Source organism: Stenotrophomonas genospecies 3, assembly GCF_054473855.1.
The window spans coordinates 331,716-348,998 of record NZ_JBTMUR010000001.1; the positions used below are offsets into that span (position 1 = coordinate 331,716).

The 17,283-nt window shown below is 66.6% G+C and carries 16 protein-coding genes; 8 read left to right on the forward strand and 8 right to left on the reverse strand.

Annotated features, from left to right (window positions below):
• Nucleotides 1-86: 86 nt before the first annotated feature.
• Complete coding sequence (locus ACX9OT_RS01460; RefSeq protein ID WP_049399222.1) at nt 87-983, reverse strand: DMT family transporter; 897 nt, start codon at nt 981-983, stop codon at nt 87-89.
• A gap of 218 nt (nt 984-1,201) precedes the next feature.
• Here ACX9OT_RS01460 and ACX9OT_RS01465 point away from each other — a divergent pair, with 218 nt between their 5' ends.
• On the forward strand, nt 1,202-1,684 hold the full coding sequence (locus ACX9OT_RS01465) for a YajQ family cyclic di-GMP-binding protein (protein ID WP_006471121.1): 483 nt from the start codon (nt 1,202-1,204) through the stop codon (nt 1,682-1,684).
• 35 nt (nt 1,685-1,719) lie between these two features.
• Here the strand turns inward: ACX9OT_RS01465 and ACX9OT_RS01470 are convergent, their stop codons facing one another.
• From ACX9OT_RS01470 to ACX9OT_RS01480, 3 genes are all read right to left on the reverse strand, one after another.
• On the reverse strand, nt 1,720-2,817 hold the full coding sequence (locus tag ACX9OT_RS01470; protein ID WP_032129024.1) for a helix-turn-helix domain-containing protein: 1,098 nt from the start codon (nt 2,815-2,817) through the stop codon (nt 1,720-1,722).
• A gap of 161 nt (nt 2,818-2,978) precedes the next feature.
• Nucleotides 2,979-4,106, reverse strand: a complete 1,128-nt coding sequence (locus tag ACX9OT_RS01475) for an NAD(P)-dependent alcohol dehydrogenase (RefSeq protein WP_049460891.1) — start codon at nt 4,104-4,106, stop codon at nt 2,979-2,981.
• Between the two features lie 17 nt (nt 4,107-4,123).
• Nucleotides 4,124-5,590, reverse strand: coding sequence for a benzaldehyde dehydrogenase (locus ACX9OT_RS01480; RefSeq protein ID WP_032129026.1), 1,467 nt, complete (start codon nt 5,588-5,590; stop codon nt 4,124-4,126).
• A 193-nt stretch (nt 5,591-5,783) separates the two neighbouring features.
• Here ACX9OT_RS01480 and ACX9OT_RS01485 point away from each other — a divergent pair, with 193 nt between their 5' ends.
• Nucleotides 5,784-6,350, forward strand: coding sequence for a DUF1415 domain-containing protein (locus tag ACX9OT_RS01485; protein WP_032129027.1), 567 nt, complete (start codon nt 5,784-5,786; stop codon nt 6,348-6,350).
• On the forward strand, nt 6,347-7,150 hold the full coding sequence (locus ACX9OT_RS01490) for an SDR family oxidoreductase (protein WP_049460889.1): 804 nt from the start codon (nt 6,347-6,349) through the stop codon (nt 7,148-7,150). The genes ACX9OT_RS01485 and ACX9OT_RS01490 overlap by 4 nt, the downstream gene beginning before the upstream one ends.
• A 168-nt stretch (nt 7,151-7,318) precedes the next feature.
• On the opposite strand, the gene ACX9OT_RS01495 is transcribed toward ACX9OT_RS01490, so the two are convergent.
• Complete coding sequence (locus ACX9OT_RS01495) at nt 7,319-9,349, reverse strand: M3 family metallopeptidase (protein WP_049460888.1); 2,031 nt, start codon at nt 9,347-9,349, stop codon at nt 7,319-7,321.
• 170 nt (nt 9,350-9,519) lie between these two features.
• Here ACX9OT_RS01495 and ACX9OT_RS01500 point away from each other — a divergent pair, with 170 nt between their 5' ends.
• Entirely contained in the window at nt 9,520-9,924 is a 405-nt protein-coding gene (locus ACX9OT_RS01500) for a hypothetical protein (RefSeq protein ID WP_049460886.1), read from the forward strand.
• A gap of 58 nt (nt 9,925-9,982) precedes the next feature.
• Here the strand turns inward: ACX9OT_RS01500 and ACX9OT_RS01505 are convergent, their stop codons facing one another.
• Nucleotides 9,983-11,095, reverse strand: coding sequence for a PLP-dependent cysteine synthase family protein (locus tag ACX9OT_RS01505; protein ID WP_049460884.1), 1,113 nt, complete (start codon nt 11,093-11,095; stop codon nt 9,983-9,985).
• Between the two features lie 125 nt (nt 11,096-11,220).
• Here ACX9OT_RS01505 and gloA point away from each other — a divergent pair, with 125 nt between their 5' ends.
• The gene (gene gloA / locus ACX9OT_RS01510) at nt 11,221-11,736 is read left to right on the forward strand and encodes a lactoylglutathione lyase (protein ID WP_049460883.1); all 516 of its coding nucleotides are present in this window, start codon (nt 11,221-11,223) and stop codon (nt 11,734-11,736) included.
• Between the two features lie 89 nt (nt 11,737-11,825).
• Nucleotides 11,826-12,254 carry a VOC family protein gene (locus tag ACX9OT_RS01515; protein ID WP_049460881.1) on the forward strand — a complete coding sequence of 143 codons (429 nt, stop codon included), beginning with the start codon at nt 11,826-11,828 and terminating at the stop codon, nt 12,252-12,254.
• Between the two features lie 67 nt (nt 12,255-12,321).
• Here the strand turns inward: ACX9OT_RS01515 and ACX9OT_RS01520 are convergent, their stop codons facing one another.
• Both ACX9OT_RS01520 and glmS read right to left on the reverse strand, forming a co-directional pair.
• Nucleotides 12,322-12,753, reverse strand: coding sequence for a CBS domain-containing protein (locus ACX9OT_RS01520; protein WP_006394252.1), 432 nt, complete (start codon nt 12,751-12,753; stop codon nt 12,322-12,324).
• 445 nt (nt 12,754-13,198) lie between these two features.
• Complete coding sequence (gene glmS / locus ACX9OT_RS01525) at nt 13,199-15,037, reverse strand: glutamine--fructose-6-phosphate transaminase (isomerizing) (RefSeq protein WP_049460878.1); 1,839 nt, start codon at nt 15,035-15,037, stop codon at nt 13,199-13,201.
• Between the two features lie 203 nt (nt 15,038-15,240).
• On the opposite strand from glmS, the gene ACX9OT_RS01530 reads away from it, so the two are divergent.
• Together ACX9OT_RS01530 and ACX9OT_RS01535 are read left to right on the forward strand one after the other, a co-directional pair.
• Complete coding sequence (locus tag ACX9OT_RS01530) at nt 15,241-16,518, forward strand: efflux RND transporter periplasmic adaptor subunit (protein ID WP_049399200.1); 1,278 nt, start codon at nt 15,241-15,243, stop codon at nt 16,516-16,518.
• Nucleotides 16,519-16,553: 35 nt separating this feature from the next.
• Nucleotides 16,554-17,279 carry an ABC transporter ATP-binding protein gene (locus ACX9OT_RS01535; RefSeq protein ID WP_032129038.1) on the forward strand — a complete coding sequence of 242 codons (726 nt, stop codon included), beginning with the start codon at nt 16,554-16,556 and terminating at the stop codon, nt 17,277-17,279.
• The last annotated feature ends 4 nt before the right edge of the window (nt 17,280-17,283 follow it).

Consider the following 17,283-nt stretch of genomic DNA (forward strand, 5'->3'; position numbering starts at 1 on the left):
GCCCGGTAGTGTCGGCCGCTGGCCGGCACCTGCAGCGGTTCCTCCGGGGCAAGGAGTTGCCGGCCAGCGGCCGGCACTACCCCGGCTCAGGGATGATCCAGCGGCTTCGGCGGTTCCTGCCGGTTCACCCGCTCACGGTGCAGCAGGTACAGCCCCGAGGCGACGATGATCGCCGCGCCCACCCAGGTATAGCTGTCCGGCAGCTGGCCCCAGAAGGCCAGATCCCAGCCGATCACCCAGACCAGGCCGCTGTACTCCAGCGGCGCGATCATCGAGGCCTCGCCCAGCTGGAACGCCTTGGTCAGGGCAATCTGGCCCAGCGCCCCAGCCAGACCCATGCCGGCGATCAGCGGCGCATGCGCCAGCTGCAGTGGCACCCAGCCGGGAAGGGCCAGCAGGCCGGCACCGATGGCCATGATCACCAGGAACCAGACCACCATCGACTGCGAGGTATCGGTGCGGGTGAGCAGGCTGACCGTGATCGCCGCCACGGCATACGCAGTGGCCGCGGCCAGCACCATCAGCCCCGGCACCGAAATGAAGCCGTCCACGCCCGGCCGCAGCACCACCAGCACGCCGACCAGGCCGATGCCGATGGCCACCCAGCGCCGCGGGCCAACCCGCTCACCCAGCAACGGCACCGACAGCGCGGCGATCAGCAGTGGGGCAACGAAATAGATGGTGTAGGCGGTGGACAGCGGCAGGTCACGCAGGGCGAACACGAAGCAGCCGATCATCGCCATGCCCAGCCCACCACGCAGCAGGTGCAGGCCCCAGCGGCGCGGGATCAGCGAGCGCGGGCCGGCGCTGACCAGCACCCAGACCAGCACGAACGGCAACGAAGCCGCACCACGCAGGAAGGTCACTTCCAGGGTCGGATAGCTGGCCGACAGCTGCTTCATGCCAGCATCCATCAGCGAGAAACAGGCGACCGCAGCGACCATCCAGGCCACCGCACGCGAAGGGGAGCGTTGCACATTCATGGCCCATTATCGCCGACAGCACCGGTTTGTAGAGTCGAGCTTGCTCGACTGCCGCCCTTCTGTAGAGTCGAGCTTGCTCGACTGCCGCCCTTCTGTAGAGTCGAGCCATGCTCGACTGCTTTGTGAAGAGCAGTCGAGCATGGCTCGACTCTACAGAAAGCGGGCATGCGGGCCGGCGCGATAGAATGGCCACCACTGAATCCTGCGGAGCATCGCCCATGCCCTCCTTCGACGTCGTGTCCGAAGTCGACACCCACGAGCTGACCAACGCCATCGACCAGGCCAACCGCGAACTGGCCACCCGCTTCGACTTCAAGGGCGTGGACGCCAAGTTCGAACGCGATGGCGATGTCATCAACCAGACTGCGCCGACCGAGTTCCAGCTCAAGCAGATGAACGACATCCTGCGCGCACGCCTGGCCGCGCGCGGCATCGACGTGCTCAGCCTGGAGTTCGGCGACATCGAAACCAACCTGGCCCAGGCCCGGCAGAAGATCACCGTCAAGCAGGGCATCGAGCAGAAGATCGCCAAGAAGATCGCGGCGGCACTGAAGGACGCCAAGCTGAAGGTGGAAAGCCAGATCAACGGCGACAAGCTGCGCGTGCAGGGCAAGAAGCGCGACGATCTGCAGGATGCCATCGCCGTACTCAAGGCCGGCAAGTTCGAGCTGCCGCTGCAGTTCAACAACTTCCGCGACTGATGCCCCCGCCGGGCCCTGCCCGGTGGACTACGCGGTCAATCGCGCAGCAGCTTGTACAGCGTGGTACGCGAGATTCCCAACTGGCGTGCGGCCAGGCTGAGGTTGCCGTCAGCGGCCAGGGCCGCGCGACGCGCGGCCTCACGCTGCTGGTCACGCAGCAGCGGCGCGCCTGGATCTGCCGGGGTGCTTCGCACAGTAGACCGGTGCGTCGCGCCCCGCGGCCCCTGCAGACGCTGCAGGTAGACCGCACTGCCCTCGCCCAGCCGGACCCGATGCGCTGCGCCCGGTTGCAGCAGCCGACGCCGTTGCGCCGCACTGGCACCGGCAAACAGCGCTTCCAGACCCAGCAGCGGCAACGGCCCGCGCCGTGGCAGGCCCAGCAGGCGCCGTGCAACGCGGTTGGCTGCACGCAGCTGGCCATCCTCCTGCACCGCCAGCAGCCCCTGCAGCGGTGACGCCAGCCAGCGCGGATCATGTTGCACGGCCAGCAGGTGCACGTCAGTGAGGCTGTGGAACAAGCGATTTTCGCTGGCCAGCGCAGCCTGCCGGAAATAGCCCTGCAGCAGCGCGGGATCGCGCTCGCCAAGACCGGTGATGTCGATCACTCCGCAGACCCGACCGTCGAGATCGTGCAGTGGCTCGCTCAGGCAGAACACCGGCGCGAACCGCTGCAGGTAGTGTTCGTTGCCGCGCACCAGTGCCGGCACATCGTCGGCCAGGCTGACCGCTGGCGCGGTGGTGCCGATCTCGGTCTCGCCCAGCTGTCGCCCGACCTGGATCGGCCGCAGCAAGGGAGCATCTTCCAGCCCGTGGGCCTGCTGCGCGATCACCATGCCGTCGCGGTTGGCGCAGAACATCGTCCAGCCACGCCCACCGAAGGCCGCCCAGAGCTGTTCCAGCTCCGGCTGCACGCAACGCGCCAGGCGCCGGTCATCGGGATGGGACAGATGGCGGCCATCGCCCAGCAGCGGCCGATAGTCCGGCTCCTGCCCCGGCTGCAGGCCCGCCGCGCGCGAACGCAGCCATGACTGCTGCAGCGGCAGCGGCAACACGCCCAATGAGCGCGCATCGCCGTCGGCGAAAGCGGCGCGTGCCGCCACCAGTTGTTGCTGCCCGACTGTCGTGGCCATCATGGACGCAGCGTACACCCGCCAGTGGCAACGCCATGTTACGTCTCGGCAACGGAGCGTTTCCGTTTCAAGACGCGTTCAAACAAAGGGGCAGAGCCGTTATCTTCTGGAAAACGGATCTGCCCCCCGGGCCGGCCGGCGGCCGGCACTACCAACAAGGGAAACTACGCCGCGATGCGCAGCACCGGCTTCAGGGTAATGCCACGGGTACTGTCTTCGGCGGCCTGGTTGATCTGGTCCAGCGGATAGAACTTCACCAGTTTGTCGAACGGAAAGCGTCCCTGCTGGAACAGGGTCACCAGCTGCGGAATGAACACCTGCGGCACACTGTCGCCCTCGACGATGCCGCGGATGCTGCGACCGCCGAGCAGCAGGTTGTTCACATCGAAACTGGCGGTGGTGCCCAGCTTCGGCGCACCGACCACGCCCATCATGCCCAGCCCACCCAGCGCCTCGACGCCAGCGGACAGCACGTCCGGACGACCGGTCGATTCCAGCGCGAAGTCAGCACCCCCACCCGTGATCGCACGCACCGCCTCGACCACATCGGTCTCCCGGCTGTTGACCACGTGGGTGGCCCCCAGCTCCAGAGCAAGCTCCAGGCGCGAAGGCACCACGTCGATGGCAATGATGGTGGTGGCCCCGGCCACCCTGGCCGCCATCACCGCGCTCAGGCCCACCGCACCGGCACCATAGCTTGCAAAGCTGCTGCCCGACCGCACCTGCAGCGAGTTGAGCACCGCACCGGCACCGGTCTGGATGCCGCACCCCAACGGGCCCAGCAGTTCCAGTGGTGCGTCATCAGGCACCTTGATCGCATTGATCTCGCGGGCCAGCGCGTAGGTGGCAAACGAGGACTGGGCGAAGAAATGATCGTGCAGCGGCTGGCCCTGCGCATCGGTGATCGCGGTATGGCCGTGGCCATCATCGCCACCGAAGTTCAGGGCGAAGAAATCCCTGCAGTAAGCACCGTGTCCACCCCGGCAGGGATTGCAGTGACCACAGGCGCCGTAGGTCAGCACCACGTGATCCCCCGCCTTGAGGTCGCGCACGTTCGGGCCAACCGCTTCGACGATGCCCGCCCCCTCATGGCCCAGCACCGCCGGCAGCGGCACCGGATAGTACTGATCGCGCACGATCAGGTCGGTATGGCACAGGCCGGTGGCCACCACCTTCACCAGCACCTCGTCGTCCTGCGGACCGCGCAGCGTCGCCTGCTCGATGACGAAGGGCTGCTCCTTGCCGCGTACCACGGCGGCGGTGATCTCACGCGTTGCGTTGTTGTCGTTCATCGTGATGGCTCCTTCGATCAGATCGGGTATGCGGGCGCTTCGCCCTTGACGGTCAACCACTGCCACTGGGTGAACTCCTCGCCGTTGGCCGGGCCACCGATGCTGGTGCCGTTGCCGGACGCGCCGACGCCGCCGAAGGGGTTGATCACCTCGTCATTCACGGTCTGGTCGTTGATGTGCAGCAGACCGGTACGCAGGCGCTCGCCGATCTTCAGCGCGCGGCCGACGTTGCTGGACACGATCGCCATCGACAGCCCGTACTCGCTGTCGTTGGCCAGGCGCACGGCTTCGTCGTCATCGTCGAACGGCACCACCACCGCTACCGGCGCGAAGATTTCCTCGCTGAAGGCCGGATTGTCGGCCGCAACGTTGCCGAGCACGGTGGGTGCGAAGAACAGCTCCCGGTGCGTGCCACCCGCTTCCAGCGTGGCACCGGCCTGCACCGCCTGCTCGACCACGCGTGCAGCATGGTCGCGCTGGCCGGCATTGATCAGCGGGCCGATCGCCACGTCCTCACGTGCCGGGTCGCCTACCTTCAGCGCGTTGGCCTTGGCCACCAGTTTCTGCAGGAACGTGTCATGGATCTTCCGGTGCACCAGCACGCGGCCGGTCGCCATGCAGATCTGGCCCTGGTGCAGGTAGACGCCCCACGCGGTGTTGGCCACCGCCAGGTCCAGGTCCGCATCGTCCAGGATGATCAACGAATTCTTGCCACCCAACTCCAGCGAAACCTTTTTCAGGTGCTTGCCCGCCGCTTCGCCGACCTTGCGCCCGGCGGCGGTGGAACCGGTGAACTGGATCATCGCCACGTGCGGGTCACTGGTCAGCGCGGCCCCGGCCGCGCCATCGCCGGGCAGCATGTGCAGCACGCCTGCCGGCAGGCCCGCCTGCTCGAACAGGCGCGCGATCACCGCGCCACCACACACTGCCGTACGCGGGTCCGGCTTGAGAACCACAGCGTTGCCCAGCGCGATCGCCGGGGCCACCGCACGCATCGCCAGGTAGAGCGGGAAGTTGAACGGCGAAATGACCCCGACCACACCCAGCGGGCGGCGCCGCGCCAGATTCAGCTTGCCCGGCTCGGAGGGCAGGATCTCACCCGTGCTGCGCGACGGCAGTGCGGCGGCCTCGTGCAGCGCCTTGATCGTCACCTTGGCCTCGAAGCCGGCCTTCAGGCGGGTCGAGCCGCTTTCGCGCACCAGCCACTCGACCAGGGTGTCGATGTTCTCTTCGGCCAGACGCGCGGCCTTGCGCAGCACGTCGGCACGCTGTTCGTAGGGCGCCGCCGCCCAAGCCTGTTGCGCCTGTGCCGCGGCAGCCGCCGAACGCGCGATCTGCGCCGGATCGGCCAGGCCGATCTCGCCCAGCTCCCGGCCAGTGGCCGGTTCAATCACCGGGTGCCGTTGCGGGGCAGCCTGCCAGTGGCCATCAAAGAAGGCGCCGGCCCAGAGGGCGTCCGGCAGCCACGGGGAAGATGCAGTCATGGGTGTCCTCCTGTTTCGTGCATCCATTCCACGCCCGTCGCCCCGGACTGGCAATCGGCCATCCATCGGTAGCGCGCAACGGTTTGAATCTTCAGGAATTTCCAGCTTCGCCACTGTCCAGTTCCTGCACAGTGGACAGCGCAGCACCGGCACACTGCCTACAATGGCGGCCCCGCCAGCCCACGTGCCCGCCATGACCGATTCACACCTGCCCACCGATGACCCGATCGCCGCCACCCGCCTGTGGCTGGAGCGCATCGTCATCGGCCTGAACCTGTGCCCGTTCGCCAAGGCGGTGTACGTGAAGGACCAGGTCCGCATCGTGCTCAGCGATGCGACCACGCCGGAAGCGCTGGTTGAACAGCTGGCCGAGGAGCTGGTGCTGCTGCGCGATACGCCGGCCGAGCAGATCGACACGACGCTGATCGTGCATCCGCAGGTGCTGACCGATTTCCTCGACTACAACGATTTCCTCGACAACGCCGATGCGGCGATCGAGGCACTGGACCTGCAGGGCATCCTGCAGGTGGCCAGCTTCCACCCGGACTACCAGTTCGATGGCGTGGCCGCGGACGACGCCAGCAACTACACCAACCGCGCACCCTTCCCCACCCTGCACCTGCTGCGCGAAGACAGCGTGGCACGCGCGGTGGATGTCTATCCGGACCCGGACGTGATCGTCGAGCGCAACATCCAGACCCTGGACCGCATCGGTGTGGACGGCTGGCATCGCCGCCTGCGCGGCGAAGACCTGACGTGAGCACGGTGCCGCCGATCGCCGCATGGCCGGCCGCGCCACTGTCGGGCAAGGTTGTGCTGGTCACCGGCGGTGCCAACGGCATCGGCCGTGGTATTGCCCAGGCCGTACTTGGTGCCGGTGGACGCGTGCTGATCGGCGACCTGGACGTGGAGGCCGGAGAAGCGTGTCTGGCGGAATGGCAGCGCGGCGAGGATGCCGCGTTCCAGCGCCTGGACATCACCGACGAAGCCAGCGTGCGCGACTTCATCGCCGTGGCCCTGCAGCGTTTCGGCCGTATCGACGGACTGGTGAACAACGCGGGCATCGCCGGTCCACACGGCACAGGGTTGCAGGATATGGACTGGGACGAGTGGCAGCGCCGGCTGTCGTCACTGCACGGTGCATTCCTGTGCAGCAAGCACACGTTGCCAGCACTGACCGCCAGCGCCGCCGGTGCGATCATCAACATCGCCTCCACCCGGGCCTGGCAATCCGAAGCACACAGCGAAGCCTATGCGGCAGCCAAGGGTGGGCTGGTGGCCTTCACCCATGCACTTGCGATCAGCGCCGGTCCGGCGGTGCGTGTGAACAGCATCAGCCCCGGCTGGATCGGCACCACTGCGTGGCAGGCCCCCTCACGGCGCCACGCGCCGGAATACTCAGCCATCGACCATGCGCAACACCCGGTCGGCCGGGTCGGCCGCCCCGAAGACATCGGTGCACTGGCGGTGTACCTGCTGTCGTCGCTGTCCGGTTTCACCACCGGCCAGGACTTCATCGTGGACGGCGGCATGACCCGGAAGATGATCTACGCCGAATGACCCCAAGGCGCGACGCCCGGTAGAGGCCAACCTTGGTTGGCCTGGGCTTTTCGCCAACCAAGGTTGGCGCCTACCAAGGCGTTACGCCATGTCCGAACATTCCGGTAGATCCACGCCATGCGTGGATAGCGGTAACGTGCCAACCAAGGTTGGCACCTACCAAACACCTTACGCCATGCCCGAGTGGCGCAGCAGCGCGTCGATCTGAGGCGCGCGGCCGCGGAAGGCCTTGAAGTTCTCCGCCGCCGGGCGGCTGCCACCGCGCGACAGGATCTCTTCGCGGAAGCGCGCGCCGGTTTCAGCCAGCGCCTGCGGCGCCTCCTCGAACGCCGCATAGGCATCGGCGCTCAGCACCTCGGCCCACTTGTAGCTGTAGTAACCGGCTGCGTAGCCGCCGGCGAAGATGTGGCTGAACTGATGCGGGAAGCGGTTCCAGACCGGCGGGTGGTTCACCGCCACTTCCGCACGCACGCGGTCGAGCAGTGCCAGCACGCTGTCCTGCGCCGGTTCGAACTGGCTGTGCAGCAGCATGTCGAACAGGCCGAACTCCAGCTGGCGCACCGTGGCCATGCCGCTGTGGAAGTTGCGTGCAGCCAGCATGCGCTCGTACAGCGCGCGCGGCAGCGGCTCGCCACTGTCCACATGTGCGGTCATCGCCTGCAGGTGCTCCCATTCCCAGCAGAAGTTCTCCATGAACTGGCTGGGCAGCTCCACCGCGTCCCATTCCACGCCGTTGATGCCGGCCACGCCCAGTTCGCCGATGCGGGTCAGCAGCTGATGCAGGCCGTGGCCCATTTCATGGAACAGGGTGGTCACTTCATTGTGGCTGAAGGTGGCCGGCTTGCCATTGGCACCTCGGCCGAAGTTGCACACCAGGTAGACCAGCGGCGTCTGCACGCTGCCGTCGGCACGCTCGCGGCGGTTACGGCAATCATCCATCCACGCGCCACCGCGCTTGCCTTCGCGCGCGTACAGGTCCAGGTAGAACTGGCCCACCAGCCCGCCCTGCGCATCGACCAGGCGGAAGAAGCGCACATCCTCGTGCCACACCGGCGCGCTGTCCTCCTGCACGCGCAGGCCGTACAGCTGCTCGATTACCGAGAACAGGCCGCCCAGCACCTTCGGTTCGGTGAAGTACTGCTTCACTTCCTGTTCGGAATAGCTGTAACGCGCCTGCTTCAGGCGGTCGGCGGCGAATGCCAGGTCCCAGGCCTGCAGGCTGTCGATGCCGAGTTGCTCGCGTGCGAACTGCTCCAGTTCGGCGCGGTCCTTGGCCGCGAACGGCTTGGCGCGCGAGGCCAGGTCACGCAGGAAACCGAGCACCTCGGCCGGGTCCTGCGCCATCTTGGTCGCCACCGAATAATCACCATACGAACCGAAGCCGAGCAGTGCGGCGAGTTCCGCGCGCAGGGCGAGGATGCGGTCGATGTTGCCGCTGTTGTCCAGCGTGTCATCGCCGAATTCGGACGCACGCTGTGCGCTGGCACGGTACAGGATCTCGCGCAGGTCGCGGTCCTCACCCCAGGTCTGCACCGGCAGGTAGCACGGCATCTGCAGGGTCAGTTTCCAGCCAGACTTGCCGTCCTTCTGTGCTGCGGCATGCGCGGCGGCCTTCACGTCTTCCGGCAGGCCCTTCAATCGCGCTTCGTCCTCGACGATCAGCGACCAGGCATCGGTAGCGTCAAGAACGTTCTGCGAGAACTTCGCCGACAGCGCCGACAGTTCTTCCTTGATCGCCGCGAAGCGCTGCTGCGCCTCCGGCGCCAGCTCGGCGCCGCCGAGGCGGAAGTCACGCAGCGTGTTGTCCAGCACCTTGCGCTGGGCCTCGTCGAAGCGCGCCGCCTCGGTGCTGGCGGCCAGTGTCTGGTACTGCCGGTACAACGCCAGGTTCTGGCTGAGCGCACTGGCGAAGCGGGTCACCCGCGGCAGGTTGCTGTTGTAGGCCTCACGCAGTTCCGGGGTGTTGACCACGCCCTGCAGGTGGCCGACCAGGCCCCAGGCGCGCCACAGCCGCTCGGTGGCATCGTCCAGCGGGGCAACGAAGGTCTCCCAGCGCACCGGCTGCACCTGCTCGGCCGTGCTGACGGCGGCTTCGGCCTCGGCCAGCAGCACGTCCAGCGCCGGCGCCACGTGCTCGGGGCGGATGGCCTCGAAGCGCGGCAGGCCGGAAAAATCGAGCAGGGGGTTGGCAACGGTCACGGCAGATCTCCAGGGTACGGGCCCGGCGGGCGGGCAGCATGCAGGATATGGCGCTGGCAGGCGGGGCTGACAAGGGGGCACGGCCCGGCATTCACGTCGGCCTTACGGTCCCGCGCTGAAGCTCTGGCTGCGGGGGAGTCCGCAGCGGTACGCACCGAACGAGGCCCTACATGGAAGGTCTGGCTGCAGTTGCATCCGCCTCACCGGCCCGGTCACTGGCATTGTCCGCCAGCCCGGCCGAACTGACCTGGATCGCCGCATTGTGCGATGCCGGCGACGACGCCCCGCGTCACCTGCATCAACTGCAGGCAGTGCTGCAGCAGGGCGGCACGTTCAACGATGCCCAGGAGTGGTACCCGTTCGAGGTGATCGAACGTGGCGCCAGCCAGCTGCGGCTGGGCCATGAGCGCGAGTTCGTGATCTGCGTGCTGCTGTGGCTGCAGGCGCTGGCCCAGGGCCGTGCCAGCATCCTGGACCCGAGCCTGCATCTGGATGATCGCGCGATGGACATCGAGGCCTTGCCCGATGCGCTGCGAGATGCAGTGCTGGACGCGTTCACCGCGGCGGGGTATTGATCGGGGTACGACACACCGCTGCGCTCGTCGGGCATCGCCCGGCGGAAATGCCGGCCGGCTACAACGCTTCCAGGCTGCACCACGGCAGTTCCGGCAGCCCCTGCCCGGCCACTGCCGCTGCCAGCTGTGCATCGGCGCCGTCGACATCGATGCCCTGCCGCGCGTACCACGCCGGGTCGTAGTAGCTCTGCGCGTAGCGCTCGCCACTGTCGCACAGGATGCTGACAATGCTGCCCTGGTGGCCTGCCTCACGCATCCACTGCGCCGCCCGCAGCACACCGATGAAGTTGGTGCCGGTGGAGCCACCCACGCGTCGACCGAGCTGGCGGCTGACATGGCGCATCGCGGCCAGGCTCAGCGCGTCGGGCACCTTCACCATCGCATCGACGCTGGTCGGGATGAAGCTCGGCTCCACCCGCGGCCGGCCGATGCCTTCCACGCGCGAACCGCCGCTGCAGGTCAGGCCGCGCCAGTCCTGCTGGCCGGCCACGGCAGCCTGATAGCCATCGAAGAACACCGACACTTCCGGGTCCGCGCAAAGGATGCGGGTGTCATGCCGGCGGTAGCTGACATAGCGGCCCAGCGTCGCTGCGGTACCGCCGGTACCGGGGCTGCACACGATCCATTCCGGAACCGGGCTGGGCTCCTCGGCCATCTGCTTGAAGATGGACTCGGCAATGTTGTTGTTGGCGCGCCAGTCGGTCGCCCGCTCGGCATAGGTGAACTGGTCCATGAAGTGGCCACCGGTTTCGCGGGCCAGCTTCTCCGATTCACCGTTGAGTTCGCAGGCGCGCTCGACCAGGTGGCAGCGGCCCCCGTGGAATTCGATGGCGGCAATCTTCTCCGGCGAGGTCGTGGCCGGAATCACCGCGATGAACGGCACCCCCAGCAGGCGCGCGAAATAGGCCTCGGACACTGCCGTCGACCCGCTGGAAGCCTCGATCACCGGCCGCCCTTCGCGCAGCCAGCCGTTGGTCAACGCATACAGGAACAGCGAGCGCGCCAGCCGGTGCTTGAGGCTGCCGGTGGGATGGCTCGATTCATCCTTCAGGTACACATCGATGCCCGCGAACCCGGCCAGCGCCAACGGGATCAGGTGGGTATCGGCGGAACGGTTGAAATCGGCTTCGATCTTGCGGATGGCGGCGGCCACCCATTCACGCTGCGACATGGCGGGCAATGGTCATCAGGACGGAACGGTGCTATCTGGCCATTGTATGTCGCAAATAGCCAAATTCAGAGCCGGTAGAATGGCCACATCCGGCCGGCAACGGCCCTGTCTGAAGGACCTCCCCCATGACCATCCCCGCCCTGCGCGATGTCCCCGGCGTCGCCGCCCAGGCTCCGGCCGAGACCACCGGCTTCGTGTTCAACCACACCATGCTGCGGGTGAAGGACATCACCGCCTCGCTGGACTTCTACACCCGCGTGCTGGGCTACCAGCTGATCGACAAGCGCGACTTCGCCGAAGCCCAGTTCAGCCTGTACTTCCTGGCCTACGTACCGGCCGGCGCGGTGGTGCCGGAAGACGACAGCCAGCGCCGCGTGTGGATGGCCGGCCTGCCGGGCGTGCTGGAACTGACCCACAACCATGGCACCGAGGCCCAGGACGGCGCGGTCTACCACGACGGCAACAGCGACCCGCGCGGCTTCGGCCACATCTGCGTGTCCGTGCCGGACATCGAAGCCGCCTGCCAGCGCTTCGAGGACCTGGGCGTGACCTTCCAGAAGCGCCTGACCGACGGCCGCATGAAGAACCTGGCCTTCATCAAGGACCCGGACGGCTACTGGGTCGAGATCATCGCCAACTGACAAAAGGGGACGGAGGGGATTAAGTCGTTTCTGGCACTATTGGCTGGAAGTGACTTAATCCCCTCCGTCCCCTTTTTTGCGAGGTTCGTATGGAAACGATGGAACTGCACCGCGGACGACTGATCGACCACATCCAGCTGGTCGTACGCGACCTCACCGCCAGCCGCCGCTTCTACCAGGCGGTGTTCGACACGATCGGCATCCCGATCGCCGGCGAAGGCGAGGATTACTTCTGGGCCGATGAGCTGTTCATTTCCAGCGCCACCAGCGAGGCCGCCGCCGGCCAGCTCACCGGGCGCCACCATCTGGCGTTCCAGGCACGCGACAGCGCCACCGTCGATGCCTTCCACACTGCGGCCATCGCCGCCGGAGGCAAGGACAACGGCGCACCCGGCGAGCGCCCCTACCATCCCGGCTACTACGGCGCCTTTGTGCTCGATCCGGATGGCAACAACATCGAAGTGGTCTATCACGGTCCGGCGAACTACAGCGCCGATTCGGTGAAGGTCACTTTCTGATATCACCGAAGCCGTGAACGAAGAAGCCGGGCAATGCCCGGCTTCTCTGCATCCAAGGGTCCAGCCCTCAGTGGGCGGCCATGTAGATGTCCTGCAGCACGGCCTTTTCCAGCTCCAGCTCGCCCAGCAGGTTCTTCACGATGTCGCCCAGGCTGAGGATGCCCACCAGCAGGGTGCCTTCGGTGACCATCAGATGACGGCGCCGCGAGTATGTCATCAGCGACATGGCCTGCTTCAGGGTCGCTTCCGGCGCAATGCCTTCCAGGCCGGTGGACGGCAGGCTGGAAATCACCCGGCGGCCGGCCTGCGGGCCGTCGTCGGCCAGGGTGCGCACGATGTCCTTCTCGGAAATGATGCCGACCGGGGCATCGTCCTTCATCACCACCAGCGCAGCGATCTTGTTCGCGCTCATCTTGTGGGCGGCGGCACCGATGGTGTCTTCGGCGTCGATGGTGATGACAGCTTCTTTCTTGGATTGCAGGAGTTCGCGGACGTTCATTCTTGTTTCCTGGTGCAGGTCACTAAGTCAAAAAGTGTGCTCTTCCGATACGCCCCCTCCCCGGGAACAGACCTTTCAGCGCACGTCTGGCGCACCCGGCTGCCGGTGGAAATGGATCGGCAGACGACGTGCTGCAACGCGAACGAGGTGGGTTCAACCGCTCAACCCGGCCCTCGGTCAAATCGATTCTACGACTGCGACCATCGGTCACTACCGGCATCGATAGGACAGTTCGTCGTAGGAACCAACTGACGATCCAGAGGATGGCACCGCGGCTGAAACCGCCGCTGAATACAGGCGATGTCGCGCATTAAAGATTGATTGCCTGCTGCCGACAGCGGACAGAACACCCGGCGGCTGTCCCACTTGGCACGACCACCGGCGCAAACGAAAGGGGCCCACGTGGGGCCCCTTTCGCATGCAGCTTCCAGCGGTTCCGGCGGAGTTACTCCACCGTCACGCTCTTGGCCAGGTTGCGTGGCTTGTCCACGTCGGTGCCACGTGCCAGTGCGGTGTGGTACGCCAGCAGCTGCACCGGGATGGTGTGCACGATCGGGCTGAGCACGCCGGCATGGCGCGGCGTGCGGATCACATGCACGCCTTCGGACTCGTTGAAGTTGCTGTCATGGTCGGCGAACACGAACAGCTCGCCGCCGCGCGCGCGCACTTCCTGCATATTCGACTTCACCTTCTCCAGCAGGCTGTCGTTGGGCGCGATCACCACTACCGGCATGTCCTCGTCCACCAGCGCCAGCGGGCCATGCTTCAGCTCGCCCGCCGGATAGGCCTCGGCGTGGATGTAGGAGATTTCCTTGAGCTTGAGCGCGCCTTCCAGCGCGATCGGGTAATGCAGGCCACGACCCAGGAACAGCGCACTGCTCTTGCGCGCGAAACGCTCGGCCCAGGCGGCGATCTGCGGCTCCATGTTCAGCGCGTGCTGCACGCTGCCCGGCAGGAAGCGCAGCTGCTCCAGGTAGTCCGCTTCCTGCGCCGCGTCGATGCGGCCATGCAGCTTGCCCAGCACCACGGTCAGCTGGAACAGTGCGGCCAGCTGGGTGGTGAAGGCCTTGGTCGACGCCACGCCGATCTCGGCGCCGGCACGGGTGTAGCAGACAAGCTCGCTGGCGCGCGGAATCGCGCTTTCCGGCACGTTGCAGATCGACAGCGTGTGCTTGTGGCCCAGCGACTTGGCGTACTTCAGCGCTTCCATCGTATCCAGCGTTTCGCCGGACTGGGAGATGGTGACGATCAGGTGCTTCGGGTTGGCATAGGCGGCGCGGTAGCGGTACTCGCTGGCAATCTCCACGCTGCACGGCAGGCCGGCAATGGCTTCGATCCAGTAGCGCGCGGTCAGGCCGGCGTAATAGCTGGTGCCGCAGGCGATGATCTGCACGCCTTCGATGCCTGACAGCACGGCCTCGGCATTCTTGCCGAACAGTTCGGCCGGGAAACCACCGGCGTCGATCGCTGCCTCGATGGTGTCGCCCAGCGCGCGCGGCTGCTCGTGGATTTCCTTCTGCATGAAGTGGCGGTACGGGCCCAGCTCCAGCGATGCCAGCGATACGTCGGACAGGTGCACCTCGCGCTCGATCGGCTGGTCATGCTCATCGAAGATGCGCACGCCGTCGCGGCGGATTTCGGCGGTGTCGCCCTCTTCCAGGAAGATCACCTTGCGGGTGGCCGAGATCACCGCCGAAACGTCGGACGCCACGAAGTTCTCGCCCTCACCCAGGCCGATCAGCAGCGGGCAGCCCATGCGCGCGCACACGAAGCGTTCCGGCTCGGCGCGGCTGACCACGGCCAGCGCGTAGGCGCCGGTCAGCTCCTTCACCGTGTGCTGCAGCGCCACCAGCAGGTCGTCGCCGTCCTTCAGGTGGTGATGGATCAGGTGCGCGATGACTTCGGTGTCGGTCTGCGACTCGAAGGTGTAACCCAGGGCACGCAGCTTCTCGCGCTGCTCCTCGTGATTTTCAATGATGCCGTTGTGCACCAGTGCCACGCCGTGGCTGATGTGCGGATGCGCGTTGGCCTCGGTGACACCACCGTGGGTGGCCCAGCGGGTGTGGCCGATGCCCAGCACTGCATTGAAGCCCTCGGCCTCGGCCGCAGTGGCCATTTCCGACACACGGCCGGTACGACGCACGCGGCGCACATCCGGCCGTTCGGCATGGTCGATCACCGCGATGCCCGAGGAATCGTAACCACGGTACTCAAGGCGCTTCAGGCCTTCGATCAGCACCGGCACTACGTCGCGATCAGCGATCGCACCCACGATTCCACACATGTCACGCGTTTCCTTGAAGACGATCGCCGCATTCTAGCCTGCGGGCCCGCGCTCCCCCTCCTGTCCGCTTAATGAAAGTGTCCGGAAAGGTGTCCGCGGACACCCGGACACTTCAGGGTGCCTCCCAACCCATTGACCCACAAGGAAATAAAGTTGGCACGCTACGTGCTTGGTACCCACTACCACCGTCAGGCACGCACCCGATGATCCGCGACACCTCCGCACAGGACCAGATCGTTTCCTCCGCCCCGGCCGGCACCACCCGAGCCAACTGGCAGCGTTACCGCTGGCCGGCACTGGGCGCCATCGCGCTGCTGGCCGGCATCGGCTGGGCCGTGTACGCCTGGTCCAACGCCAGCCGCTCCTACGACAGCAGCCGCGTGCGCATCGCCGAAGTGAAGCGCGGTGACCTGGTCCGCGACATCGCCGCCGACGGCCGCGTGATCGCCGCCAACAGCCCGATCCTGTACGCCATCTCGGCCGGTACCGTGGACCTGAAAGTCGTTGCCGGTGACGTGGTCAAGAAGGACCAGGAGCTGGCGGTCATCGACAGCCCGGAACTGCGCAGCAAGCTGGCCCAGGAGCAGGCCACCCTGGCCGGCCTGGAAGCCGAGGCCAGCCGCGCCGCGCTGGACGCCACCCTGGCCCGCGCCAAGTCGCGCAAGGAAACCGACCAGGCCACCATCGAGCGCCAGGCCGCCGACCGCGACCTGCAGCGCTACCAGCGCGGTTACGACGGCGGTGCAGTACCGCAGATCGATCTGGCCAAGGCCAAGGACTCGCTGAAGAAGGCCGATATCACCCTGGCCAACGCCACCACCGATGCCCGCCTGCAGAGCCAGGGCGCGGACCTGGACGCCCGCAACAAGCGCCTGCTGGCCGACCGCCAGAAGGCGGTGGTGGCCGAGGTGCAGCGCCAGGTGGACGCGCTGACCCTGCGCGCACCGTTCGACGGCCAGGTCGGCCAGGTGCAGGCCGTCCAGTCCACCAACCTGGCCGCCAATGCGCCCGTGCTGGGCGTGGTCGACCTGTCCAAGTTCGAGGTCGAGATCAAGGTGCCGGAGAGCTTCGCTCGCGACCTGGCGATCGGCATGCCGGCGCAGCTGACCGGCGGCAACGGCAAGCCGTTCCCGGGCGAGATCAGTGCGGTGTCGCCGGAAGTGGTCAACGGCGAGGTCAACGCCCGCGTGCGCTTCGCCAGCGCGCAGCCGGAAGGCCTGCGCCAGAGCCAGCGGATGTCGGTGCGCGTGCTGCTCGACACCCGCAAGGACGTGCTGAAGGTCGAGCGCGGCCCGTTCGTCGAACAGGGCAACGGCATCGCCTACGTGATGGATGGCCGCACCGCAGTGCGGCGTCCGGTGGAACTGGGCGTCAGCAGCCTGGGCGAAGTGGAAATCAAGTCGGGTGTGCAGCCGGGCGACCGCATCGTGGTCTCTGGCAGCGACCTGTTCAAGGACGCCGAACGCGTCTCCGTCAACTGATACCTGATACCTGAATCCTGGAGAGAGGACACCCCATGTACATGCTCGAAATGCGTTCGGTCGCCAAGGTCTTCCGCACCGAACAGGTGGAAACCCACGCACTGCGCTCGCTGGAACTGCAGGTCAAGGAAGGTGAGTTCGTCGCCGTCACCGGCCCGTCAGGCTCCGGCAAGACCACCTTCCTCAATATCGCCGGCCTGCTGGAAACCTTCACCAGCGGCACCTACATGCTTGACGGCCAGGACGTGAGCACGCTGGGCGATGATGCCCGCAGCCGCCTGCGCAACCAGAAGATCGGTTTCATCTTCCAGGGCTTCAACCTGATCCCCGACCTGAACCTGTTCGACAACGTCGACGTGCCGCTGCGCTATCGGAAGATGAGCGCCAACGAGCGCCGCGAACGTATCGAGAAGGCGCTGAGCCAGGTCGGCCTCGGCTCGCGCATGAAGCATTATCCGAATGAACTGTCGGGTGGCCAGCAGCAGCGCGCGGCCATCGCGCGTGCGCTGGCCGGCAGCCCGCGCCTGCTGCTGGCCGACGAACCGACCGGCAACCTGGACACACAGATGGCCCGCGGCGTGATGGAACTGCTGGAGGAGATCAACGCTGCCGGCACCACCATCGTGATGGTCACCCACGATCCGGAACTGGCCGCGCGCGCGCAGCGCAACGTGCACATCGTCGATGGCCAGGTGACCGACCTGGTGCGCGAGCCGGTGCTGGCCACCCCGCCGCGCCACATCGTCGCCGTCAACGAGTGAGGGC